Raw genomic sequence first — 23,283 nt, 5'->3', positions numbered from 1 at the left:
TACAAGAAGGTAGAACCACTATGGTGACCATAGAACATGCTTTCCTCATACCGGCTGAGATTGACAAGGTTTTCAACTACCTTGCAAACCCAGCCAATGATGCAGGCTGGCAATTGTCGTGTAAGCATTCAGAACTGCTAGACAATACTCCACGTGTGGGCAGCAAGTATGAAATCGGTTTTAGCTTTATTGGACGTGAGATGTCCTTTAAAGGTGAAATCACACATCTAGTACCGAACGAATTGTATGCGTTCAAAGTCGTGGAAGGACCTTTCCTCTACACAGGTACTTACCGCTTCAAACCACATCCTGAAGGTACATGGATTGAGTGGGTGTTTGAGGCTGAGCCAGGCAGCTTTTTTGGTGTATTGCCTCCAGCGCTGCTTAAAAAGATGGTTCTTGCTCAGTTTAAGAAAGATGTTGCTAATCTTGAAGCATTGGCTCAGAAGGGCGAAGCCTATGAGTCGGCTGGTAAAGATGGTAAGCAAACGCATGAGACCACTAAACCACTTCGTAAGACTCATCAGGTGATGGAACAATACTCGCGTTGGATTCTCAAACATCGCCGTATTGTGCTGACAGTGGTCATGCTCTTGACCATTGCCTTAGCATACCTTGCATCTGGCGTAAAAATTATTATTGATCCAGACGCGCTTGCCCCTAAAGGACATCCTTATATCACCTCGACCAAGCTGATTGAAAAGAAATTCGGCTCTAAGTACATGGTCGTGATTGGTATTACCCCGAAGCAGGGTGATATTTATCAGCCGCAAGTGTTAGAAAAAGTCAAACGCATTACCGAAGAAGTTGATAATGCTCCGGGTGTGGTTCGATCTACTCTAATGAGTCTGGCTGCACGTCAGGCCAAAGGGATCACCGCCAATTCAGATGGATTTGATGCCAAGAAACTACTGCCGAACAGTTCTGTAACCGAGAGTGATGTTGATCAGCTGAAAAAACTGCTGGCACTGAATCCAATCTACATGAATTCGGTAGTATCTAAAGATCAGAAAACTGCTGCTATTTTGCTTGAGCTTGAGGAAAGTCCAGAGGGCTTCCAAAAGATGATGGGCCCGATCAACAAAATCGTAGCGGCTGAACAGTCTAAGGATATGACCATCAGTGTTGGTGGTAATCCAGTCTATTTAGATAAAGCCGAAGATTACTCTAAGCGTATCAACATCTTGTTCCCGATTGCTATACTGGTCATTGGGTTATTGCACTTCGAAGCATTCCGCAGTAAGCAGGGTTTGATCCTTCCACTAGTTACAGCTTTACTGGCTGTGGCGTGGGGTATGGGTATGATGGGTCTATTCAAACAGCCAATGGATATTTTTAACTCTCCTACACCAATTCTGATTCTGGCCATCGCGGCAGGGCACGCCGTGCAGTTGCTCAAGCGATACTATGAAGACTTTGATCGTCTGATCGCCCAAGGGATGGAGCCTAAAGCTGCAAATAGCGAAGCCGTGGTGCAGTCTATGGTTCGTGTTGGTCCGGTTATGATATTGGCTGGCGGAATTGCAGCGGCTGGATTCTTCTCGCTGTTGACCTTTAATATTCCGACTATTCGCTCATTTGGTATTTTTACAGGAATCGGGATCATCAGTACGCTGATCATTGAGATGACTTTTATTCCTGTACTTCGCTCGATGCTACCACCGCCTTCGGTTACTAAGGTTGCACGCAAAGGTTTGCCGATCTGGGACTGGATTCCAAAACGCATTGGTGATGTCATTTTGTCAGTTCGTCCGCGAATGATGCTAATGACTGCGATTGCAGTATTGGGTGTTTTTCTTGCTCTAGGTACTAGCCGTATTGTGGTAGATAACGATAGCCGCAACTTCTTCTCGCGCGATCTACCAATGCAACAAGACGACAGATTCTTGAATCAGTCTCTTGGTGGCACAAACAGTCTCTACATCATGGTCGATACTAAAGTTCGTGATGGTATTGAAAACCCAGACATCCTAAAAGCAATTGATAATACAGAGAAGTTCGCGAATTCAATTCCAGAGGTTGGTAAAACCATCTCTATTGTGGACTATATCAAAAGAATGAATCAGGCAATGAATGCCGATCAGCCACAAGCATTTCAGGTTCCAGCAACCAAAGATGTGGTTGCTCAGTATCTGTTGTTGTATTCAATGTCTGGTGAGCCGACTGATTTTGAATCTTACATTGATACGACTCAGCGTTATGCCAAGATCACGATTCTGCTAAAAACAGGTAGTAATCACCGTATTAAAGAAATCCTTGAGTCGCTAAAAACGTATATGGCGGGTCAATTGGGTGATAAAGCTGTCGTAAGTTTTGGTGGCGATGTGACTCAAACCATTGCTTTGACTGAAACGATGGTTCACGGCAAGCTCATGAACATTCTACAGATTTCATTTGCCGTATTCTTTATCTCAGCGCTAGTTTTCCGTTCGTTCTCTGCGGGACTCATTGTCCTGACGCCACTTCTATTCTCGATTCTTGCGATCTTTGGTGTGATGGGCTGGCTCGACATTCCGCTCAATATTCCGAACTCCCTTATCTCCGCCATGGCTGTTGGTATTGGTGCCGATTATGCCATTTACTTCCTCTATCGCTTGCGTGAAATCTTGAGTGAAGAGGGTGGTGATATCAAAGATGCTATTCGTAAAACGTTAAGTACGGCTGGTAAGGCTTCGCTTTTTGTCGCGACGGCTGTTGCTGGTGGGTATGGTGTATTGTCCCTATCGCAAGGCTTCCATGTGCATCAATGGCTAGCGATGTTTATTGTAATTGCGATGCTTTTCAGTGTATTTGCAACCTTAATTATGGTACCTACAATGATTCTAATCTTGAAACCTCGTTTTATCTTTCCCTCAAATAAGAAGAGCATTACCGTTGCGCAAACTGTTGTAACAAGCCTCTTGTTAGGTACGGCACTCACAATGTCGATGCCTAAAACATCTTATGCAGATGAAGTTCAAGATATTGTTAATCGTAGTGATGACGCCTCTAAGTTTTTGAGTTCAAGTGCTAGTGCCAAATTTGTGCTGACGTCTAAAAGCGGCGAGCAACGTGTCCGTTTGACTAAAAATATGACTAAGCTAGCTGGAAATACTCAGAACAATATGCGTTTGACTGAATTCATCTCACCAGCAGATGTACAAGGAACCACGACGCTGTTGATTGAGAACTCAAAAGGCAGCGATAGCATGTTTGTCTATTTGCCTGCATTGAAAAAAGTACGCCGTTTGGCATCGGCGAATAAAGGCGATGCTTTTATTGGTACTGACTTTAGTTATGGTGATGTACTTGGTTATAAGCTAAGTGACTGGAAGTACACTAAACTGGCAGATGGTAAATTTAATGGCAAAGATTGCTACATGATTGAAGCAACGCCAATCAATAATACTGTGAAGAGTGACTTTGGTTATAGCAAACGTCGCATGTGCATAATGAAAGACAACTTCGTTACAGCAACCATCGACATTTGGGATACTGCAGGTAAGCCATTAAAGCATATTGAGTTCACTGATATCCGCCCTTACGGCAAAGTGAAACCAAGATGGCAGGCCATGAAATCTATGGCGAAGAACCTACAAACTCAGCATATGACACAAGTTATCGTTAGTGATTTTGTCGCAGAAAAAACCTTATCTGATAAGATTTTCTCACCGCAGAGTCTTGAAAAATGACGCAAGGTACCTTTTGGGTATTTGCATGCTGCAGTAGCTTTATGCTACTGCAGCATGCTTATGCAGATGACAGCGAAATTAGTTTTGTGAGCCAGAACTCGGCCAGATTCGATGTGTGGTCATCGGATCGTGATTTAAGTTCATTAAAAAACATTGGACAAGCAAGTTTCTGGTCCAATGGTACGCTCAAGTTTAATCCAGAGTTTAAGATCCATTACGACATAAATATTGGAGACGAAACGGACCATACTGTAAACCCAGATCAGGTGAGCAAAGTGAATCGCAACTTACGCGAGTTGTACGCTTCTTATAACTGGGATCAGACAGTCTATGTCGACGTTGGTCGCCAGATTGTAGTCTGGGGGAGAGCTGATGGGATTAACCCAACGGATAATCTATCGCCCCGTGACTATACGCGGCTGGTGCCAGAGGAGACAGATCAACGTCTTGGAAATGATGCTCTCAAATTGACATATATTCCTGAATCAGGAACCAATAAATGGACAGCATTGTGGTATCCGCGTAGTCGATCAGATGTAATTCCATTGCGTCAGATTTCTGGTGTCCAGTATGAAATAGATAAGAAGAGCCGTCCTGCATTTGCAGTGCGATGGGATTACTCTGTAGATGGTTTAGATGTTGGGGCATCGTATTTCTCAGGTTTGGATCACATGCCTGATCTTTCAGTTCTTTCAGCATCTCCAACAGGGGAAGCTACATTGCAACTGAAAAATAATCCTATGTCCGTCTATGGATTTGATTTCAGCTATAACCATAACGATATCGTGTGGCGCGGTGAAGCGGCATATACACACACTGACTCGAACGGTAGCGAAGATATTACGCATAAAAAAAATAATCTGACCGTGGTCATGGGGCCAGAATTAGCATTGAAGAATTCCACGCTAAGTTTGGTTGGCGTATACAAACATACGGAGGACTTTAGATCTGCCGACAGCCTAACAAATCCATCATTGAGTGCAGTCTACCGTTATCAGCAAACAATCAGTAACCAATATGAGCAGAATCAGTATGGAGCTATGCTGCGCTATGCACTTAACTTACTGAATGATAATCTGAAATTAGAAGTAACAGGATTCTACTTTGCACCAGAGCCTACTGAATTATTGAGAGTACGCATTAATTACAGCCTTGATGATCACTGGCAATTGAATGCTGGTGGAGATCGCTTCTGGGGCCGAAATGACACGGTGTTAGGGCAATTTAGAGATAACAGTCTGGTGTATGCTCAGGTTCGATATAATTTTTAAGATAATTCGCTCCAAATAATGCTGGAGTTTGCAGTCCCTAATAAGGTGATTTATGGATAATTTAAATAACGCAAAAAAAGATAATTTTTCACAGAAGACCATATTAGTAACAGGTGCAGCAGGTTTTATTGGCAGTAGGTTGATCGTTGATCTTCTGCGTGAAGGTCATCAAGTGATTGCTGCGCTGCGTAATGCCACAACCAAGAAAGATAAGCTGTTAGGCTTTATTGCAACAGAAGGGTTGGTTGATCCATCTATTTCGTTTGTCGAATATGATTTAAGCCGAGACTTTAAACTGGACTCTCTGCTCGCCGATGCTCAGGCAAAGATCCATGTGATTTATCATCTTGCCGCATCCTTTAATTGGGGCATTAGCAAAGCTGAAGCTGAGCGTACCAATATTAAGTCAGGACTCGCTTTGATTGAATGGGCTGCAACATTGAAGCAGCTTGAGCGATTTATCTGGATTGGTGGATATCGTGTGGCTGCTCCGCCACAAGAGTCGGCTGATGAGTTGTATTGCAAACACGGTGGCTATGAAGCTTCAAAAATTTTGGGTCATCAAGCTTTCATTGAGGCCTGTAAGCGTTTAAATGTGCCATGGACTGCAATAAATCCGGCGACAGTTATTGATGGTTTCTATACATATGGCGACATGCAATATATTGGTGTCGCTGACATGATTGATAAGCTATATCAGGGACGTCTGCTGGCATTGCCAGGTGGTCGTGATACATTCCTGCCACTGTGCAATATGCAGTATATCGTAAGCTTTCTGATCCGAACGATGTCTTATCCTGAGACCATCGCTCAGGAGTATATGTTGCTTGATCCGGCGACACCCAAGTTTCATAGCTTAGTTCACCTAGCTGCCGAGCACTTAGGAGTCAGCGCACCACATTTACAACTACCCAAAGGTCTATTAAAGAAATTGCCTGAGGTACTGCTTGACGGTTCCAAAGAGCAACTCTCTTTCATTTCTACCGAGCACTACAATGTCGCTGGGGCAGAGGCGATGGCAGCGAAAATGGGTATCGCGGACCTAATCAATATCAGTCCCTATTACTCTCGCTGGATTGATCGTTTAGTGCTTACACGATTTGGTCGTATGCAAGTACCAACACCTAGTCATTTCAGCTATCAGAATCGATATTGGTCAGAAATCTATACTAAACAGCCGGTTAGTTCTGATACCTCATCTGCATTATTTTTACATGGGATTCCATTTGATAGCGCATGTTGGTCTCCAATCATCAATAAAATTACAAATGATCAGCTCGCTATGATGGACCTACCGGGACTTGGACGTTCAGGTAGTTATGAGGTGATGGAAGATAACAACCGTCAGTTTATCGATGCTGCTTCAAAGCTTTTAGCGCCAAATAGTGTTGTTGTTGCACACTCGTTAGGATGTCTTTTTGCGTTGAATCTTGCAAAGAAATATCCAGATAAAGTTGCACGCCTTATTTTAATATCGCCTTATTTTGTTCAGGCGCAGGCCGCTAAAATGTTTCAGATAAAAACTATATCTAATCTGATTTTCCGTTTTGTGCCTAAAGATATGATTGCTAAAGATCTACATCCAGATGGACAACAAAATCCGTCTGTTGGTTATGCGATGGATTCTTTACGTCGAGTGTCGGTAGCCAAGCATATTAGTGAGTATATGCACCGCATTAGTTTGCCGCAGCAGCGAGCAATTCAAACAGCTTTGTTAAATGAGCTTCGATCTAAAGTTGAAATCATTGTGGGGGAGAACGACCCAATTGTTACCACAATAAGCTCAGATATCCCTGTACATATCATTGCAGGCGCAGGCCATAATCCACACGTTACACATGTAGACGCGGTTTCTGACTACCTCGCACCAGTTCTGAAGAAGTACAACAGCACCACAGCTTCTTAATGTCTGATCGTGCCCAAGTGCAGGTTTATGTCTGCCCAGTTTCACGGGTACCACAAGACCATTTGGTATTGAGTCATTATCTCGGCTTTCTCAGTTCGGCAGAGAAGCTGAGATATGATCAATATCACCCTAAGGCGGCTCGTCTTTTCTTGATCTCTCGTGTGTTAGTGAAGACTGTCTTGGCGGATAAGCTAGGCATCTCACCCTACGAGATCAAGCTCCAATTACATCCCAACGGTAAGCCTTTTGTACAAGGCAGCAAGGCTGTGTATTTTAATCTTACTCACTCAGCGGACGTTATTATTCTTGCTGTGACTGAAGAAGGGGAAATAGGAGTCGATATTGAACAAGTGGATCCTGAGTTCGAGTGGAGGCGTGTCGATAGTGTGTTACAACTAAGTGAAATTGAATGGATTAAAGAGAAAGAACTCACTGATTCATCCAGTGTATACCAGCGATTTTTTCAAATATGGACATTAAAAGAAGCCTATATCAAATGTACTGGAGAAGGAATGAGCCGTCATTTAAAAATGTTCAACTTTCATATCTTGCCTGAACATATACAGTTTCTCGATTCAACCAATGATGCTCAAAAGACAGAAGAGTATTATTTTGAAAGTTATATATATGATTCTAACTTCATCTTTTCTATTTGTTTACAACAAAGTAGTAGCCTAGAAAGATTTAGTTTGGAGTGCTTTCAATTATTACCTTTTATATCTAAGCATCAAATAACCCCCAATGCCTTGTAAATATAGCTAGATTGAATCGTTATAACTGATGATTTAAAAATGTGAATCTAGTAATGAAATACTTGGCCTTGAATTGAGCCATTCTCAATAAAGTATGTTGTGAATACATAGATCGCAAAAATTAAGAATCAATAAAAAGAAAAAAGCCCCAGTCTTTCGACTAGGGCTTTTTAAATTTGGAGCGGGAAACGAGACTCGAACTCGCGACCCCAACCTTGGCAAGGTTATGCTCTACCAACTGAGCTATTCCCGCATATATAAGCAGTTTTTACGAAAACTTTCTCAAAAAAAAACCAATTTGGAGCGGGAAACGAGACTCGAACTCGCGACCCCAACCTTGGCAAGGTTATGCTCTACCAACTGAGCTATTCCCGCATATATAAGCAGTTTTTACGAAAACTTTCTCAAAAAAAAACCAATTTGGAGCGGGAAACGAGACTCGAACTCGCGACCCCAACCTTGGCAAGGTTATGCTCTACCAACTGAGCTATTCCCGCGTGCCGCTTATAATACATTAAGCGAAACATGGGTCAACAACTTTATGCAAATAAATATGCTGATTGCATAAAATAAAAACAGAAATGAGCAATTAGATGTATTTTTATCGTTAAGTTGCCGAATAAATAGACATTTTGTTTGGAGTCAAAGCGTACAAGAGCAACTTTTGTTTGTGTGTAGACAGGGTATACTAGGTTCAAATATACGAATAATCGTAAAGGAAAAGCTATGAGCCTTGAACAACAATTGATTGAACGGTTACAAACCCTTGCGCCCAGCCATTTGGAAGTCATCAATGAGTCTGCTGGACATGGAGGTTATTTCCCAGGTAAAGAGTCACATTTTAAAGTGATTGTAGTGAGTGAAGAATTTAACGGGTTGCGTTTAGTTCAACGCCATCAAAAAGTTTATGCCTTAGCTTCCGACTTAATGAATCCAGGTCAAATTCATGCTTTAGCAATTCATGCTTATTTACCAAGTGAGTGGCAAGGTCAGGCACCTGCTAGCCCAGAATGTGCACATGCACCTAAAAGCTAAGGGCTAATTTCATGGATGCACATTTACTCACTAAAATTATTCATATGACTGCGGTGGCTGCCGCACTTATGGTTTTTATCTTACGCGCTTCAACTCTGTTTGTGGGCGTGCAAGGGGAGCAACCAAATCCGGCGGGACGCAAAATATTAGTTGCCTTACAGCATCTATCATTTACCGTAGTTTTTATTACTGGCGCAATTTTATTGGTCATGAAAGACTTTCAGGTACAGCCGTGGTTTTACGCTAAAATTATTCTATTTTTAGTCTTGTTATCTTCTCTGATGAAAGCCTTTAAAAAAGATGACACTCTTTCATTGGCACAGCGTAGGGCGGGTTTAATGATTAGCGCTATCGCATTTATTGCTATTATTATTTTAGTGATTATGAAGCCTGTTTTTGCTTAATTGTTCTACATTCTTTGCCTTTTTGCTTAAGCTCTAGGTTAAACTGCGTACAGTAAAAAAATATGCAGAGGGAAACATGTTAACTCGTGTGGTGTTTAACCAAAAAGGCGGTGTAGGGAAATCAAGTATTACTGTAAATTTGGCCGCAATTAGTGCCAAACATGGTTTCAGGACACTGGTCATTGATCTTGATCCTCAAGCCAACTCTAGTCAGTACCTTTTAGGGGATGACGCAACTTATTCTGCTGAAAAATCAATTTTAGAACCAAATATTGAAAATTTCTTTGATGATGTGTTGGGAAACAATCAACAAAAGAGTTTAATCGGTAATGCATTAGGTTCGATTTTAAAAGCCCCACGAAATAAAGATATTGATAGCTTTGTACACTCAACTCCCTTTGCAAAATTAGATGTGCTTCCTGCTAGCCCTACACTTGGTGCTCTTGAGCATGCACTTGAAAGTAAACATAAAATTTATAAATTACGTGATTCAATTCAAAACTTAATTGGACGATATGATCGTATCTATATAGATACACCACCTGCATTTAACTTTTTTACTTTATCGGCACTCATAGCAGCAGATAAAGTCTTAATTCCTTTCGATTGTGATGTCTTTTCAAAGCGCGCGTTACAAACATTGATTGAAAATGTTCTCGAAACGCAAGATGATCATAATGATCGCTTGGAAATTGAAGGAATTGTCGTCAACCAATTTCAAGCTCAAGCAAAATTACCTCGGGAAGTGGTTCAGCAGTTAAAAGATGAAGGGTTGCCTGTACTTAATAGCATGTTACCGCCTTCGGTTTTAATGAAAGAATCGCATCAGAAAAATTTACCTTTGGCTCATTTGGCACCAGAACATAAATTGACTCAAGCTTATGAGACATTGTTTGGTGAAATTGAGCCAAAACGATAAGAGAAAAATGATGAAAGGCTTATATATTGCGCCTTTGGTGGCAGCCACTTTATTGCTAGGCGCTTGTGCTACGACAGTAAAACCGACTTACGTGTCTCCGACTCAATATCAATCTTTGGGCTGTCAGCAGCTACAAAGTGAATATAACCGTATCCAACAATATATCGATAATGGCGTACAAACTCCGAAAAGTACCGGTATGGGTGTTGGACTTGGACTCGGCGGTGGTTGGGGACGAGGCGGTTGGGGATTCGGTCCATCTATCTCTGTAAATATGGGACAATCTTCTTCAACGAAAAATACCGAACTTTCACGTGTTTTAGGTCAGCAAGAAGCCATAGTTCAGGCTGCTCAGTTTAAGAATTGCCCAATTATTGTACGGAAAAAGACTAATTAGTAGTCGATTTTGCATCACAATATGCTAATGAAGGCATATTGTGATGAATAAAGTTTAGCAAAATGTTTCATAATAAAATTAATATAAATCAATGTATTTTAAATTTTAAAGCTTAATAAATCTTGTATTTTCTATAATCAAAAGCCCTCACAAACTTGCTATATTTTGCCTATTTCGTTTAAGGTGGCCCCATCTTGGATGTTGTGGAAATTTTATGATTGAGAGTTGGTTTTTTGTATTGGCAATGTTGGCTGTTTTGCTCATTCCGGGGCCGACAAATGCTTTACTTGCAACCGCTGCTCATTCTCAAGGTTTATCTAAAGCATTCTGGCTTATCCCAATGGAATGGTTAGGCTATGCCTACGGTATTAGCTTTTGGGCTGTATTTATTCATTTGGCTGCTCCAATTTGGCCAGCATTACTGCTCATTTTGCATATTACGAGTGTGTTCTATGTATTCTGGCTTGCTTTTCACTTATGGAAGAACACGCATTTACAACAGTTCAGTCAAAGTCACCGCAATATTCGCCCTCGTCAATTATTCTTATCAACCTTAAAAAATCCTAAAGCTTTGCTGTTTGCAGCTGGCATCTTTCCTGCTGAAGCATGGAATTCACCTGAAAATTTTCTTATGGTATTTGGTGTTTTTACATTAATCCTAATTCCAGCTGCCAGTTTCTGGATGATTTTTGGACGGGCATTGTTAGCGGGACCAATTAAAAAAATAAAAGCCGATCATTTATATAAAGGATCGGCCATGTTACTCATTTTATGTATGCTTCCGGTGGTATTCCGTTTCTTTTAATTAGTCTCGAACATTGGCTTTTCGGTTTTTGAGTTTTTCACGTATAAATCCGATGATGCCTGGTAAAACACTAATAATAATGATGCCGAAAATAAGATGGGTAAAGTTATCCTTAACGATTGGCATATTTCCAAATAGGTAGCCTAAAGTTACAAAAGAAGCGACCCAACAGAGTGCTCCAATCAAATTATAAGTTAGGAAGAACTTATAGTTCATGCTACCAGCCCCAGCAACAAAGGGTGCAAAGGTACGGGCAAATGGAACAAAACGCGCGAAGATAATGGTTTTTCCACCATGGCGCGCAAAGAATTCTTGAGTTTTAACTAAGTGCTGTTTATTGATGAATCGGGAATTCATTTCAAACACACGTGGACCAATAAAGCGTCCAATATGGTAGTTTACCGTGTCACCTAAAACGGCAGCAATGAAGAGTAGAGTACCCAATACCCATGGATCCATCGCACCTGTAGATGCAGCTAAAGCCCCAGCTGCGAATAGCAAACTATCTCCCGGTAAGAAGGGCATAACCACTAAACCGGTTTCAACAAAAATAATTAAAAATAAAATGCCATAAATCCACGTCCCGTAATTTATAATAAATTCGGCGAGATGTTGATCAACGTGTAGAATAAAATCAAGAAGTTCCATGATAAGAGCAAGTGGTAAACCGTGCTCAAATCCTAGCAGTGAGCCTATATAAAGTCAGTATAAAACATCAAAAAAATACAAATTGATCATCTCGTTTATGCAACGATATATATGGATTTTGACTATTTAATTATCAATGTCCTAAACCTAGAATGAGCTCATCAATAAATAAGTATTTAAATAAAGGTGGCAATATGTTTAATCCAAATGTAGTGGTCAAAAATATCGTAACGCAATCAGGCGCAGATAGTTTTATTAGCCTCGTTGCGCGTCTTCTTATCGCCTATATCTTCCTTGTTGCGGGTTGGGGGAAAATTACTGGTTATGCAGCAACTGCTGGATATATGGAAGCAATGGGGGTTCCAGCGGGAATTCTTCCTTTAGTGATCTTGGTTGAATTTGGTGGTGGTTTAGCCTTGTTATTTGGTTTCCAAGCGCGCTTTGCAGCTTTTGGGCTTGGAATCTTTAGTATTCTTACTGCATTTTTATTCCACCAAGGTGGTGCCGATGCGGCAGCACAATATAACAATGGCATCCATTTCATGAAAAACCTTGCAATGGCGGGTGGTTTATTCTTCCTGATGCTTCATGGCGCTGGACGTATTAGTCTGGATCATGCAATCGAGAAATAATATTCAAGACAAAATAAAAACCGGATGATCAATTCATCCGGTTTTTTTATTTCCAGGATTGTAAAATTAGAGCATGAACTGAATTTGTAATTCCCCAACAACAAAACCAAGTATTGCACCTACTGCAATGAGTGCCCACTCATCTTCTTTAAACGCAGGACGTAACATACCTTCAAATTCAGATGGTGTTAATTTTTGCATACGTTCAATTAAGGTACTGCGAATGTTCATAGCATCTTCTGCATAAGACTCTACGTATTTCATCGTCTCTGGAAGTCGTTGCAGAATGCGTTCAGCAACTTGCGATTTCATATCTTGATATTTTTCTCCGCCAATTGCGTATACAACTAATGGGCGAATAACACCTGCTTGCATATCAATTTCTTGTTTAACATGACGGTTAACCAGATCAATAACACGCGCAGAATGTGTACCAGAAAATAACTCTTCCATCATGTGTCGTGAAGTTAAAAGTTGTTTTGAAATTAAAGCTGCGTAGTCGGCTGCAACTTCATTTTGACGTTTAATAAACAAACCTTGCCACGTATAACCTAATATTTTCTTAGGATAAAGTGGTCTAAACATCATTTGTAATGCAATCCAGTCACTGAAAAAACCCACAAAACCGCCAAACATTGGCAGCATCCAAGGGTATTTACCTTGCGTGACAATCCAGCACAGCATCTGAATTACACCAATACCGAAACCGAAGAAAAATCCGACATTACTGAAAAACTTAAATTCTTGTTTTCCTACTCGCTTAAAAATATTGTTGAGTAGGCGTTTGTCTTTGAGTAAGTTGCTGATAACAAGATGTTTAATATCAAAATATCGGTTCACATCACGTTGTACTTCACTCATGATGTGTTCAACAATCTCGGGCGCTTTTGATTGCACACGACGAATGAGTCTTTGACGCGCAAACTCTGGCATGCCTTCCCATAACCCCGGCTGATATTCTTGCGCAACATCACGGGTAATATCTTCAGCTGCCGCAAGCAGTGGTTTTTCTATTTCTTTGGCAATACGTTTAGGATCTAGGCGTGCAAAAATTTCTTCAGGTTTAATGAGTTTGGCTGTCATGAGCTCAACAGCAATTGTTGCCATTTTCTCGGCTTTGCGTGGCACGATGCCTTGCCAACCTAGAAATGGTTTAATGCCTTTAAATTCAAGTGGCGAAAACATCATTTGAATGGCAATCACCTTGGTGATGTAGCCAATTAAACCACTCATAAAAGGAATAGAGATATACAACCAAAAATGTTGCTGGAAATCTGCAATCATAGTTTGAAGCATTGTTGTTCCTTGGATTTCTATTGATTTTGATAGGGGGCAACAAGCCATAAAAATGGATAATTGTTTAAGCACAGACAAATATCGCTTATGGTATTTACCTTTCCATGGTAATGCCTGTTTTATCGGCTCATCTTAACATCAAATTCATGGTGATGTTGAATAGAATGTGATGAATTTATCAATACGTGTGAAGTTTTTAAGACTAATCCAGATGATTGATAAATATAGTTAAATATTGATTTGTGTCAAAGAATTCAACAATAGAAATGATTCAAAAATGAAAAAAATAAGATATATGATGATTTGCGGTGCGCCGAAGCGTGAAAAATGTTAAAATGGCGCGCTTAATTCTTTTGCCATTTAGTGGTTTGTCATGACTACCAATACTCAAATTACTGAAGATCGTATCCTGATTCTGGATTTCGGCTCTCAATATAGCCAGCTCATTGCACGTCGTGTACGTGAAGCCGGTGTTTACTCTGAAATGTATGCTTTTGATATGTCTGAAGAAGACGTTCGCGCTTTTAAGCCAAATGGCATTATTTTGTCAGGTGGACCTGAGAGTGTGCATGAAGAAGGCAGCCCACGTGCACCGCAAGTGGTGTTTGAGTTGGGTGTTCCAGTATTGGGTATTTGCTATGGTTTGCAAACCATGTCTGAACAGTTAGGCGGTAAAGTTGAGCCGGGTACTGTACATGAGTTTGGTTATGCCGAAGTTGATATCGTTAAACGTGACCAACTGATTGGCAACTTACAAGACCGTGAAGACCAACTTCATGTCTGGATGAGCCATGGCGACAAAGTGAGCCAGATTCCAGAAGGTTTTAGCATTACTGCAAGCACGCCAAGTTGTCCAGTTGCTGCTGTAAGTGACGAAACACGCCGTTTCTACGGTGTGCAATTCCACCCAGAAGTAACGCATACGGCAAAAGGTGAAGAATTAATTGCAAATTTTGTTCATAAAATTTGTGGATGTGGTGGTCTTTGGACACCTGAACACATCATCGACTTACGTGTAGAACAGCTGCGTAAACAAATTGGTGATGAAAAAGTTCTTTTAGGTCTTTCTGGTGGTGTTGACTCATCTGTAGTTGCTGCACTTTTGCACAAAGCAATTGGTGACCAGTTAACATGCGTATTTGTTGACAACGGTTTACTTCGTTTAAATGAAGGTGACCAAGTGATGCAAATGTTTGCTGAAAACATGGGTATCCGTGTAATTCGTGCAGATGCTGAAGAACGTTTCTTAACTTCATTGGCTGGTGAAGTTGATCCAGAGAAAAAACGTAAAATCATTGGTCGTGAGTTTATTGCAGTTTTTGCCGAAGAAGCACGTAAACTTGATGGCGTGAAATTCTTGGCACAAGGTACGATTTACCCAGACGTGATCGAATCTGCTGCAAGCAAACAAGGTAAAGCGCACGTTATTAAATCTCACCACAATGTGGGTGGTTTACCAGACGATTTAGAATTTGAATTGGTTGAGCCTTTACGTGACTTGTTTAAAGATGAAGTACGCAAATTAGGTACAACGCTTGGCTTGCCACACAGCATGATTTACCGTCATCCATTCCCGGGCCCTGGTTTAGGTGTTCGTATTTTGGGTGAAGTGAAAAAAGAATATGCAGATATTCTTCGTCTTGCTGATGACATCTTTATGCAAGAGCTTCGCGACAGTGGTTGGTATGACAAAACAGCTCAAGCATTTGCTGTATTCCAACCTGTTAAGTCAGTTGGGGTAGTAGGTGATGGTCGTCGCTATGCGTGGGTGATCGCACTTCGTGCAGTTGAAACAGTTGACTTTATGACAGCTCGTTTTGCACATTTACCATACGAATTGGTTGATAAAATCTCAACTCGTATTATGAACGAAATTAAAGATGTATCACGTGTTGTATATGACGTGTCATCTAAACCACCAGCAACGATTGAGTGGGAGTAGAATCGGAGTTTCAAAATGCAATGCATTTGGCCGATTTTACGCCAAGAGCTATGCTCGCGGCAGAGGTTTCTCTAAAAGCAGTAGCTTTTAGCTAAATTTATGCCATGAACGAACTTAAAGCATTGTTTTAAGTAAAGTGCAAAATGCTCGCGGTAGAAAAGTTTCTAGAATGAATTAATAAAAAGCCGACTTAGAAAAGTCGGCTTTTTGCTGTTTTACAATGAAGTGAAAGTTTTAAATATTTGATTTTTACTAAAGGCTTTAACTTAATTTCATATAAGCCGTGTTATGTTAATTTTAGGCAAATTAATAACAGGTTCTTTATTAATGGATTTAAATACTTTTGAATTATTAGCTCGATACAACGTTTGGTCTACTCAAAAATTAAATCAGGTTTTGAGGAATGTTTCTAATGACGACTTCAATGCTGAATGCGGACTTTATTTCAAAAGTATCGCCGGAACTTTAAATCATTTACTTGTTGGTGAACACTATCTTTGGTTTCCTCGTTTTTTAGGTAAACCTTCACCGATATTAAAGCTAAATACCATCATAGAGAATGATAAAGACAAGTTGATATTTCAGTTAGAAGATAAGGCTAGTAATTGGATAAGTTTTTTAAAATGTGTTGATATTGAAAAATTTAAATATGATCTACAGTACAAAACATCTACTGGTAAAGAGATGAGCCTGCCATATGCTGAAACACTATTACATGTTTTTAATCATGGAACTCATCACAGAGGACAAGTCACCGTAGCCCTAACCTCAATGGGATATGATTGTCCTGAGCTTGATTTGGTATATATGCTAATCGAAGAAAATCATCACATTTAACATAATGGTTGATATCTGAATTTAAAATTATTATTTTTCAGATAGTCATAGGCTTATCAGGATACTGAAAAAGAACAAAGGTGGCATTCGAAATAATTTGGTTGTTTTATAAATATATTTGTTGAGTATTGTTAGTAGATAGAGTGCTTAAGCACTCTTTTTTATTACTTAACTTTTAAAGATGGAAATTAATTTTAATAATTATCAGGGTGATAAATCTATTTTTATTACTTATACTTGATAAAAGATATACTAAGATATATCTTAATAATTATAAATTGATCATTTTTAGGTTTTAAAAGATGAAACAACAATCAGAACATCATCATGCTGAACACAACGAGCATCACCGTTCAGGGCGCCGTGGAAGACTTTTTGAAGCAGGTCGTATGAAACTTTTAGTACTTCATCTCATTCAGAAAAGTCCTAAGCATGGTTATGAAATTATTAAAGAAATAAGTGACTTGGTGGGTGATGGCTATACGCCGAGTGCTGGAACAATTTATCCAACGTTAACCAGTCTTGAAGAAATGAATTTGATTAATTTGCTAGATGTAGAGCGTAAGCAATATCAGATCACTGAAATCGGTGAAGCTTACTTAACTGAGCAACAAGACAAGTTAACAGAGTTATTAGAAAAATTACGCTTAAGGCGGGAAATCCACAGTAATGATGAATTAATCGAAATTCACCGTGCAATGGAAAACTTAAAAACTGCCTTACGTTTGAAATTGAACTCGGCAGGTTTACAGCAAGAGCAGATTTATCAAATTGCTGAAAAAATTGATCAAGCTGCGGTTGCGATTGGACGATTATAAGTGGGGAAGTGGAATGTTGGAGCTACAGCATAAAATCAAAGAAGCGGGCCTAAAAGTCACTCATCCAAGACTTGCTGTTTTGTCTTTAATTCAGCAACAAACAGAAGATCTGACCGTCAAACAGATTTACCAAAAGTTATATGCACAAAAACAGAAATTAAGTTTAGCCACAGTTTATCGGGTGGTGAATGACTTAGTAGAAGCAGGTTTAATTTCAAATCGGCAGCCGCAACGGGACGAAGCTAAATTTAATCTGCCAACAGTCGAGAATAATCAATTATTGCAAATTCGCTGTACAGATTTAACGGCCGCTAAACAAGAGGAATTTTTAGCGTCTTTACAGTCAGTGTTTACAGAGTTTCAAGTCGACCTTAAACAGGTTGAAATTATTCAAAGTCATTAATTTTAAATAGAGAATTTATATATGAAACAACATCAATATCATGTCACTGTACAACATCTAAAAAATGCGAAAGGAGAAGCCTCTACCTATACGGAACGTCTTGAGTTCTATACGGGAAATCATGACGATATCTTTGAAATTGTCGAGCGCTTAAAAAAAGCAGATTTTTTTGATGATGAAACTACAAAATCTTTTGGAGTTGGGCTAAAGCTTTTTAGCGAGGTTATGTTGGAAAATCGAGATCATCCTCTATTTCAAGAATTTTTCCCACAATTTGGACAATTCATGAAAAATTTAAAACAGCTCGTGAAAGATCAATCTGCTTAAGTATTTTTCATGCAGCCTTGATTTTTCTATAATTAAAAAATTATTGTCTCATTCATAACACCCTGTGTATTACTAAAAGACTATATTGAATAATGAGTGTATTGTTAAGATCACTAAAACAACTCATTGCAAAAGCATAGGTAAAAGAGAGTAATATCATGAGCAATAATAATGATTACGATATTTCTGATTCAAAGGATTGTGAGAAATTTGCCAATCAGTTTCTTCAGGAATTTCCAATTCGCTCTGCTGAAATTGGACAAGGGACAGTCATTAAGCGGGCTTTACCTAGCCGACAAAAGCGAATGATTGGTGCGTGGTGTTTCTTAGATCATGCAGGTCCAGTGTCTTTTCCAGCGGGTGATGGTTTAGATGTTGGCCCTCATCCTCATATTGGTTTGCAAACCTTCACTTGGATGATTGAAGGAACCATGATGCATACTGATAGCTTAGGTTCAAAACAACTGATTCGTCCTAAGCAAGTTAATTTAATGACGGCAGGTCATGGCATTTCACATACAGAAGTTGCACCTGACACAGAAACTCAAATGCACGCTGCGCAGCTCTGGATTGCTTTGCCAGATCATAAGCGCAATATGGATCCGAAATTTGAACATTACCCAGAGTTACCTGTTGTTGAAAAAGATGGTCTAGAATTTACTGTTCTTGTGGGTGAATATTTGGCAACTACTTCTCCAGTAGTGGTACATACACCATTAGTTGGCGTCGACTTAATTGCTATCGAAGATACTAAAACTCGTATTCCATTAAATCCTAATTATGAATATGGTTTTATGGCATTAGAGGGTAGTGCCCATGTGAATGGTCATGAGTTAACTGCTGACAACATGGTTGTATTAGATACTGGACTGAGTGAAATTGAGATTGAAGTAAAAAAAGGCAATCGTATTCTTTTGATTGGCGGTGAACCTTTTGAAACGCCAATTTTACTCTGGTGGAATTTTGTTGCACGTACTATGGATGATTTAAAAGAAGCGCGTGAGCAATGGATTAACCATGATGCGCGTTTTGGTGAAATTCCAGATTATGTGGGTGCACGTTTAGAAGCCCCTGTTCTTCCAGATCAAATGAGAGCATCAAAATGACAGCAGTAATCGCAAGTAGTAAAGCAAAGCCTCTTGCTGAGCAATGGAAGGGCGAAATCACCAGTGGTCGCCATCAATATTTTTGTGATGAGCCTGAAAAGCTTGAAGGGCAAGATCAAGGCCCAGCACCTTATGATTTACTTACTGGAAGTTTAGCCGCGTGTACGCTCATTACTTTAAGAATGTATGCAAAGCATAAAGATTATGATTTGGGTGAGTTCTCGGTTGAAATTGATTTTCATACTAATAGAGAGCATGAAGAACATATAGAACGTCGTATTGTTTTTAAAGACTTGCCAGATGAAGAACTTCAGCAAAAAATCTTAACGGTATGTGGTAAAACGCCAGTCACTAAAACTTTGTTACGTAGTTTAGACATTCATACTGTGCTTGTTACAGTTTAAAAATGCTATTTTGTTGAGGTGGATGATTTTATATCCATCCCACAAATGGAATAAAACAGCATGTTCACATGCTGTTTTTTATGTAAAAAGAAAAATAAAAGCAGGCAATAACATGATTAGTGTACACCACCTGGAATGTTCGCGATCGTTTCGAATTTTATGGGCTTTAGAAGAATTAGGCTTAGATTATGATATTCATTATTATCAACGCTTACCTAACTATTCCGCTCCAGAAACATTGAAATGTATTCACCCTTTAGGTAAAGCTCCAATTTTGACAGATGATGACCAAGTCATCGCAGAGTCGGCTGTGATCTTGGAGTATCTACAACAGCGTTACGATCAGAAGCAGCAATTTAAACCTACACAGCCCCAAGATTTACAGCAGTATATTTACTGGATGCACTATGCTGAAGGCTCACTTATGCCACTATTAGTCATGACTTTGGTCATGAATAGTGTAAACAAGCATGTACCATGGTTAATTCAACCAGTAGCAAAAAAAATCACGGAAGGGGTGAAGGCAAATTTTGTTCGCCCACGTATGAAAGATCATATTAGTTTTTTAGAAAACTATTTGGCAGAGCATGAATATTTCGCAGGTGATTTTTCGTTTGCTGATATTCAGATGAGTTTCCCACTGGAAGCTTTGCAATCACGTTTGCAGGGGAAATACCCTAATATTCAGGCTTTTTTACATCGTATTCAGCAAAGACCCGCGTTTCAGAAGGCGAAACAAAAGGGAATGGGTTCTAATGAAAGGAATTGTGCTGATATATAAAAGAAAAGGAACAATCACTTGTTCCTTTTTTATTTGCAGTTTACTTGCGTTTGATCACGATAGAATCAATGCCGCTATGTTGTAAGGTCTGTTGAGCAGCCAATGCAGCATCTTGGGAGTCATAAGGTCCTGAAATGACACGGTACCATATTTTTCCATTTTCAGTATTCTTAACTACATCTGCAGATAAGCCATTTAAAATGATTTCTGCACGGCGAGCATCAGCCTGATCTGGGTCATTATAGCTGCGAACCTGTAAAATATAAGTAGGTTGCTGAGGAGTTGCAGCTGCTTGATTGTCATCAATTCCTGCACTTTCTGAAGCTGCTGGTTGAGCTGCACTTGGTGCCTCAACAATCATGGCCGTACCTTGATTTTTGCTTTCAGGAATCGCTTGTTCCGGAATAGGTGTGACTTGCTGTTGGGGTAATAGATCGTAGAAACGATAGTCTTTATTTGTGTCTTCTTCTTGATAGTGTTCAGAAGTAATCTGATTTTTTGCAGGAACAGGTTGCCAAGGTTTCCAAAGCATAAGCATTACAGCGATACATAAGACCGCCAAAATAGCGACAAGTGTCCCTAACCACTTGGGAATTAGGGGTTTTTTAGGCTTATTAGGTCTTTCAGATACACCGCGTTGCGTTTTGCCAAACACGTGGATTATTCCTCTGTATTTTGATTGTTTTAATTCGAGTTTGATTCTCGTATTACGATGCCGAAACAGTGGTTCGTATTAGCTATTTTAACTCTACAAACCACTGCTTACTATATGTTGCATGACCTTTATTTTACTGCCATGCAATATAATTTTTACATAGATTCTGGTGCAGATACACCAAGCAATTCTAAACCATTGCGCAACACTTGTTGTACATTGATTGAAAGTAATAAACGTGCTTGTGTAAGCTCAGCATCATCGCTTAATACTTTATGTTCATTGTACCAAGCGTGGAACAAGGCAGCTAACTCTTTTAGGTAGTTGCCGACCTGATGTGGTTCATATGCATTTGCAGCTCTTAATACTGCGTCTGGATAAGCTGCTAATTTAGCAAGAATCTCAGTTTCAGCATCAAGAGATAGGCGAGTGGCATGTGTACGTGCAGCATTTACATCGAATTGTAAGCCTGTGCTGAGCGCTTTTTCTAACATACGGCAAATACGTGCATGTGCATATTGGATGTAATACACAGCATTGTCTTTACTTTGTGAAACAGCAAGGTCAAGGTCAAAGTCAATGTGTTGTTCACTCTTGCGCATCACGTAGTAGAAACGAGCGGCGTCATTACCTACTTCTTTGCGTAAGTCACGTAAAGTCACGAACTGGCCTGAACGAGATGACATTTGAACCATCTCGCCGCCACGCCATAAACTTACGAACTGAACCAAAAGTACAGTTAATTTTTTAGAGTCGTAACCCATCGCATCAATTGCTGCTTTTACGCGAGAAATATAGCCGTGGTGGTCAGAACCCCAAATATCGATTAGGTCGGTATAACCACGTTGTAATTTATTTAAGTGGTATGCAATGTCTGATGCAAAATATGTAGTTTGGCCATTACGACGTTTAACAACACGGTCTTTTTCATCGCCAAATTCAGTCGATTTAAACCAGATGTTGCCATCTTTTTCATAAAGGAAGCCACGTTGATCAAGTGTTTCTAAAGCTTCATCAATTTTTGCACTAAGAGATGCTTCACTAAACCATTGATTGAAGGTTACACCGAAGTCAGCAAGGTCATCTTTAATATCATCTAAAATGGCATGAAGAGCTGCTTGGTGGAATACGCGGTAGCCTTCACCTAGTAATTGTTGTGAATTCGCAATAAGGCCATCAATATGTTTTTCTTTGTCGCCAGACAAAACAACTTTATTGCCATCGCTATCTAGTTCTTCTGCATATTGCACGTCTTCTGGTACATCTTTATAGACATCAGCCACTTCACGAAGGTGGGCATTGCCATCTTTATCAATAATAGTCTGTGCTATTTCTTTAACGTAATCGCCTTGGTAGGCATTTTTAGGAAATACAAGGCTTTGGCCAAGTAATTCTAAATAACGTAAATAAGTAGAAGTCGCCAAAATATCCATTTGACGGCCAGCATCATTTACATAGTATTCGCGGTCAACTTTTGCACCAGTTGCTTCAAGTAACTTGGCAACAGTCATACCATATGCAGCACCACGGCCATGACCTACATGTAGGCTAGACGTTGGGTTTGCAGAAACAAATTCGACTTGGATCTTTTTCGCTGCATTTACCTGACTGCGACCAAAAATTTCTTTTTGTGCTTGAATTTGGTCAAGAATAGCAAAGCGCTGATCTGCATTTAAAAAGAAGTTAATAAAACCAGGGCCTGCGATTTCAGCTTTGCTGATATCTGCTACTTCTGGTAATGCAGCTAGAACTTTCTCAGCTAAATCGCGTGGTTTCATACCAGCAGCTTTCGAGCCGATCATGGCAATATTAGAAGCAAAGTCGCCATGGCTTCGGTCTTTGGTGCGCGTTAAGTTGCTTGTGTTATTCCAGTCGGAAGGAAGCACGCCTTCTTGTTGAAGATTTTGCACTGCATGGTCGAGAGCTGCTTGTATTGCCGTATTCATATCAATCGAAAATAGATGTCGCAGAAAAACGTCAAATATAGCAAATTTCCTATGCGTTAGGGGAGTGGATTTAATATTCCAGTAATTCTTTTTGTGCAACTTACTGGGGATTATTTCTTAAATGAATATTGTAGGGTAGATTACTTCCCTATTCTAAAAACAAACAAATACAAGCCTTCTGGAGATTTTTGATCAATAAATTAGATGGTAAATTCACTATTATTTCCTATAGAAATATATAGTAGTATTAAAATATATAGTTTGGGCTTTAAAACTTAAGATAAGAAAAGATTTCTTAAAAATATAAAGTTATTAAAATATTGATATT

21 protein-coding genes, 3 tRNA genes and 1 pseudogene are annotated in these 23,283 nt (G+C 39.7%); 18 read left to right on the top strand and 7 right to left on the bottom strand.

All coding sequences use genetic code 11. From position 1 onward, the window contains the following. Positions 1-20: 20 nt before the first annotated feature. The 4 genes and pseudogenes from F935_RS14695 (at position 21) to F935_RS14680 (ending at position 7,610) form a co-directional block, all read left to right on the top strand. On the top strand, positions 21-3,671 hold the full coding sequence (locus F935_RS14695; RefSeq protein WP_016139605.1) for an outer membrane lipoprotein-sorting protein: 3,651 nt from the start codon (positions 21-23) through the stop codon (positions 3,669-3,671). Beyond that, a complete protein-coding gene (locus tag F935_RS14690) occupies positions 3,668-4,942 on the top strand; it encodes a DUF1302 family protein (protein ID WP_016139604.1) in 1,275 nt (424 codons plus the stop codon). Before F935_RS14695 ends, F935_RS14690 begins: the two co-directional genes overlap by 4 nt. 52 nt (positions 4,943-4,994) lie before the next feature. Beyond that, positions 4,995-6,848: an alpha/beta fold hydrolase gene (locus F935_RS14685; protein WP_016139603.1), complete on the top strand. Its 1,854-nt coding sequence runs from the start codon at positions 4,995-4,997 to the stop codon at positions 6,846-6,848. Beyond that, positions 6,848-7,610, top strand: a pseudogene (locus F935_RS14680) (4'-phosphopantetheinyl transferase family protein). Before F935_RS14685 ends, F935_RS14680 begins: the two are co-directional and overlap by 1 nt. A gap of 167 nt (positions 7,611-7,777) precedes the next feature. On the opposite strand, the gene F935_RS14675 reads toward F935_RS14680, so the two are convergent. The 3 genes from F935_RS14675 to F935_RS14665 all read right to left on the bottom strand — a co-directional run bounded on the left by F935_RS14675 (position 7,778) and on the right by F935_RS14665 (position 8,097). Beyond that, positions 7,778-7,853: transfer RNA gene (locus F935_RS14675), tRNA-Gly, on the bottom strand. 46 nt (positions 7,854-7,899) lie between these two features. After that, a tRNA-Gly gene (locus F935_RS14670) sits at positions 7,900-7,975 on the bottom strand. A gap of 46 nt (positions 7,976-8,021) precedes the next feature. Continuing rightward, a tRNA-Gly gene (locus F935_RS14665) sits at positions 8,022-8,097 on the bottom strand. Between the two features lie 229 nt (positions 8,098-8,326). Here F935_RS14665 and F935_RS14660 point away from each other — a divergent pair. The 5 genes from F935_RS14660 to F935_RS14640 all read left to right on the top strand — a co-directional run bounded on the left by F935_RS14660 (position 8,327) and on the right by F935_RS14640 (position 11,160). Next, entirely contained in the window at positions 8,327-8,635 is a 309-nt protein-coding gene (locus tag F935_RS14660) for a BolA family protein (protein ID WP_000051228.1), read from the top strand. A gap of 11 nt (positions 8,636-8,646) precedes the next feature. After that, a complete protein-coding gene (locus F935_RS14655) occupies positions 8,647-9,039 on the top strand; it encodes a SirB2 family protein (protein WP_016139601.1) in 393 nt (130 codons plus the stop codon). 76 nt (positions 9,040-9,115) lie between these two features. Then, positions 9,116-9,958 (top strand): ParA family protein, encoded by an 843-nt coding sequence (locus F935_RS14650; RefSeq protein ID WP_016139600.1) that lies wholly within the window; start codon positions 9,116-9,118, stop codon positions 9,956-9,958. A 10-nt stretch (positions 9,959-9,968) separates the two neighbouring features. Next, the gene (locus tag F935_RS14645; protein ID WP_004795328.1) at positions 9,969-10,355 is read left to right on the top strand and encodes a hypothetical protein; all 387 of its coding nucleotides are present in this window, start codon (positions 9,969-9,971) and stop codon (positions 10,353-10,355) included. Positions 10,356-10,569: 214 nt separating this feature from the next. Next, positions 10,570-11,160 carry a LysE family translocator gene (locus F935_RS14640; protein WP_016139599.1) on the top strand — a complete coding sequence of 197 codons (591 nt, stop codon included), beginning with the start codon at positions 10,570-10,572 and terminating at the stop codon, positions 11,158-11,160. Here F935_RS14640 and F935_RS14635 read toward each other — a convergent pair whose 3' ends face one another. After that, a complete protein-coding gene (locus tag F935_RS14635) occupies positions 11,161-11,808 on the bottom strand; it encodes a DedA family protein (RefSeq protein WP_016139598.1) in 648 nt (215 codons plus the stop codon). Positions 11,809-12,002: 194 nt separating this feature from the next. Here F935_RS14635 and F935_RS14630 point away from each other — a divergent pair, with 194 nt between their 5' ends. After that, the gene (locus F935_RS14630; RefSeq protein WP_003655588.1) at positions 12,003-12,440 is read left to right on the top strand and encodes a DoxX family protein; all 438 of its coding nucleotides are present in this window, start codon (positions 12,003-12,005) and stop codon (positions 12,438-12,440) included. Positions 12,441-12,506: 66 nt separating this feature from the next. Here the strand turns inward: F935_RS14630 and F935_RS14625 are convergent, their stop codons facing one another. Beyond that, positions 12,507-13,724, bottom strand: a complete 1,218-nt coding sequence (locus F935_RS14625) for a DUF445 domain-containing protein (RefSeq protein WP_171068146.1) — start codon at positions 13,722-13,724, stop codon at positions 12,507-12,509. Between the two features lie 385 nt (positions 13,725-14,109). Between F935_RS14625 and guaA the strand changes: the two genes are divergently transcribed. The 8 genes from guaA (at position 14,110) to F935_RS14585 (ending at position 20,354) form a co-directional block, all read left to right on the top strand. After that, positions 14,110-15,678, top strand: coding sequence for a glutamine-hydrolyzing GMP synthase (gene guaA, locus F935_RS14620; RefSeq protein WP_016139596.1), 1,569 nt, complete (start codon positions 14,110-14,112; stop codon positions 15,676-15,678). A gap of 327 nt (positions 15,679-16,005) precedes the next feature. Continuing rightward, entirely contained in the window at positions 16,006-16,515 is a 510-nt protein-coding gene (locus F935_RS14615; protein ID WP_035366544.1) for a DinB family protein, read from the top strand. Positions 16,516-16,817: 302 nt separating this feature from the next. Continuing rightward, positions 16,818-17,333 (top strand): PadR family transcriptional regulator, encoded by a 516-nt coding sequence (locus F935_RS14610; RefSeq protein WP_016139594.1) that lies wholly within the window; start codon positions 16,818-16,820, stop codon positions 17,331-17,333. A gap of 13 nt (positions 17,334-17,346) precedes the next feature. After that, a complete protein-coding gene (locus F935_RS18920; RefSeq protein WP_016139593.1) occupies positions 17,347-17,736 on the top strand; it encodes a transcriptional repressor in 390 nt (129 codons plus the stop codon). Between the two features lie 21 nt (positions 17,737-17,757). Then, positions 17,758-18,063, top strand: a complete 306-nt coding sequence (locus F935_RS18915; RefSeq protein WP_016139592.1) for a DUF3861 domain-containing protein — start codon at positions 17,758-17,760, stop codon at positions 18,061-18,063. Positions 18,064-18,221: 158 nt separating this feature from the next. Continuing rightward, positions 18,222-19,169 (top strand): pirin family protein, encoded by a 948-nt coding sequence (locus F935_RS14595; RefSeq protein WP_016139591.1) that lies wholly within the window; start codon positions 18,222-18,224, stop codon positions 19,167-19,169. Beyond that, positions 19,166-19,573 carry an OsmC family protein gene (locus F935_RS14590; protein WP_016139590.1) on the top strand — a complete coding sequence of 136 codons (408 nt, stop codon included), beginning with the start codon at positions 19,166-19,168 and terminating at the stop codon, positions 19,571-19,573. The genes F935_RS14595 and F935_RS14590 overlap by 4 nt, the downstream gene beginning before the upstream one ends. A 112-nt stretch (positions 19,574-19,685) precedes the next feature. Beyond that, positions 19,686-20,354, top strand: coding sequence for a glutathione S-transferase family protein (locus F935_RS14585; RefSeq protein WP_016139589.1), 669 nt, complete (start codon positions 19,686-19,688; stop codon positions 20,352-20,354). A 40-nt stretch (positions 20,355-20,394) separates the two neighbouring features. Here F935_RS14585 and F935_RS14580 read toward each other — a convergent pair whose 3' ends face one another. Continuing rightward, positions 20,395-21,009 carry an SPOR domain-containing protein gene (locus tag F935_RS14580; RefSeq protein WP_016139588.1) on the bottom strand — a complete coding sequence of 205 codons (615 nt, stop codon included), beginning with the start codon at positions 21,007-21,009 and terminating at the stop codon, positions 20,395-20,397. 155 nt (positions 21,010-21,164) lie between these two features. Continuing rightward, complete coding sequence (gene argS / locus F935_RS14575; protein ID WP_016139587.1) at positions 21,165-22,955, bottom strand: arginine--tRNA ligase; 1,791 nt, start codon at positions 22,953-22,955, stop codon at positions 21,165-21,167. Positions 22,956-23,283 lie beyond the last annotated feature (328 nt).

It is taken from the genome of Acinetobacter calcoaceticus ANC 3811 (genome assembly GCF_000399665.1).
Lineage (GTDB): Bacteria > Pseudomonadota > Gammaproteobacteria > Pseudomonadales > Moraxellaceae > Acinetobacter > Acinetobacter calcoaceticus_B.
The sequence above is the reverse complement of the archived record's forward strand: the minus strand, read 5'-3'. Positions and strand labels throughout refer to the sequence as shown.

Coding starts and splice junctions, on each gene's coding strand:
- F935_RS14660 (WP_000051228.1), top strand. CDS start 8,327: ATGAGCCTTGAACAACAATTGATTGAACGGTTACAAACCCTTGCGCCC.
- F935_RS14655 (WP_016139601.1), top strand. CDS start 8,647: ATGGATGCACATTTACTCACTAAAATTATTCATATGACTGCGGTGGCT.
- F935_RS14695 (WP_016139605.1), top strand. CDS start 21: ATGGTGACCATAGAACATGCTTTCCTCATACCGGCTGAGATTGACAAG.
- F935_RS18920 (WP_016139593.1), top strand. CDS start 17,347: ATGTTGGAGCTACAGCATAAAATCAAAGAAGCGGGCCTAAAAGTCACT.
- F935_RS14640 (WP_016139599.1), top strand. CDS start 10,570: ATGATTGAGAGTTGGTTTTTTGTATTGGCAATGTTGGCTGTTTTGCTC.
- F935_RS14610 (WP_016139594.1), top strand. CDS start 16,818: ATGAAACAACAATCAGAACATCATCATGCTGAACACAACGAGCATCAC.
- argS (WP_016139587.1), bottom strand. CDS start 22,955: ATGAATACGGCAATACAAGCAGCTCTCGACCATGCAGTGCAAAATCTT.
- F935_RS14690 (WP_016139604.1), top strand. CDS start 3,668: ATGACGCAAGGTACCTTTTGGGTATTTGCATGCTGCAGTAGCTTTATG.
- F935_RS14590 (WP_016139590.1), top strand. CDS start 19,166: ATGACAGCAGTAATCGCAAGTAGTAAAGCAAAGCCTCTTGCTGAGCAA.
- F935_RS18915 (WP_016139592.1), top strand. CDS start 17,758: ATGAAACAACATCAATATCATGTCACTGTACAACATCTAAAAAATGCG.
- F935_RS14630 (WP_003655588.1), top strand. CDS start 12,003: ATGTTTAATCCAAATGTAGTGGTCAAAAATATCGTAACGCAATCAGGC.
- F935_RS14615 (WP_035366544.1), top strand. CDS start 16,006: ATGGATTTAAATACTTTTGAATTATTAGCTCGATACAACGTTTGGTCT.
- F935_RS14645 (WP_004795328.1), top strand. CDS start 9,969: ATGAAAGGCTTATATATTGCGCCTTTGGTGGCAGCCACTTTATTGCTA.
- guaA (WP_016139596.1), top strand. CDS start 14,110: ATGACTACCAATACTCAAATTACTGAAGATCGTATCCTGATTCTGGAT.
- F935_RS14585 (WP_016139589.1), top strand. CDS start 19,686: ATGATTAGTGTACACCACCTGGAATGTTCGCGATCGTTTCGAATTTTA.
- F935_RS14635 (WP_016139598.1), bottom strand. CDS start 11,808: ATGGAACTTCTTGATTTTATTCTACACGTTGATCAACATCTCGCCGAA.
- F935_RS14595 (WP_016139591.1), top strand. CDS start 18,222: ATGAGCAATAATAATGATTACGATATTTCTGATTCAAAGGATTGTGAG.
- F935_RS14650 (WP_016139600.1), top strand. CDS start 9,116: ATGTTAACTCGTGTGGTGTTTAACCAAAAAGGCGGTGTAGGGAAATCA.
- F935_RS14685 (WP_016139603.1), top strand. CDS start 4,995: ATGGATAATTTAAATAACGCAAAAAAAGATAATTTTTCACAGAAGACC.
- F935_RS14625 (WP_171068146.1), bottom strand. CDS start 13,724: ATGATTGCAGATTTCCAGCAACATTTTTGGTTGTATATCTCTATTCCT.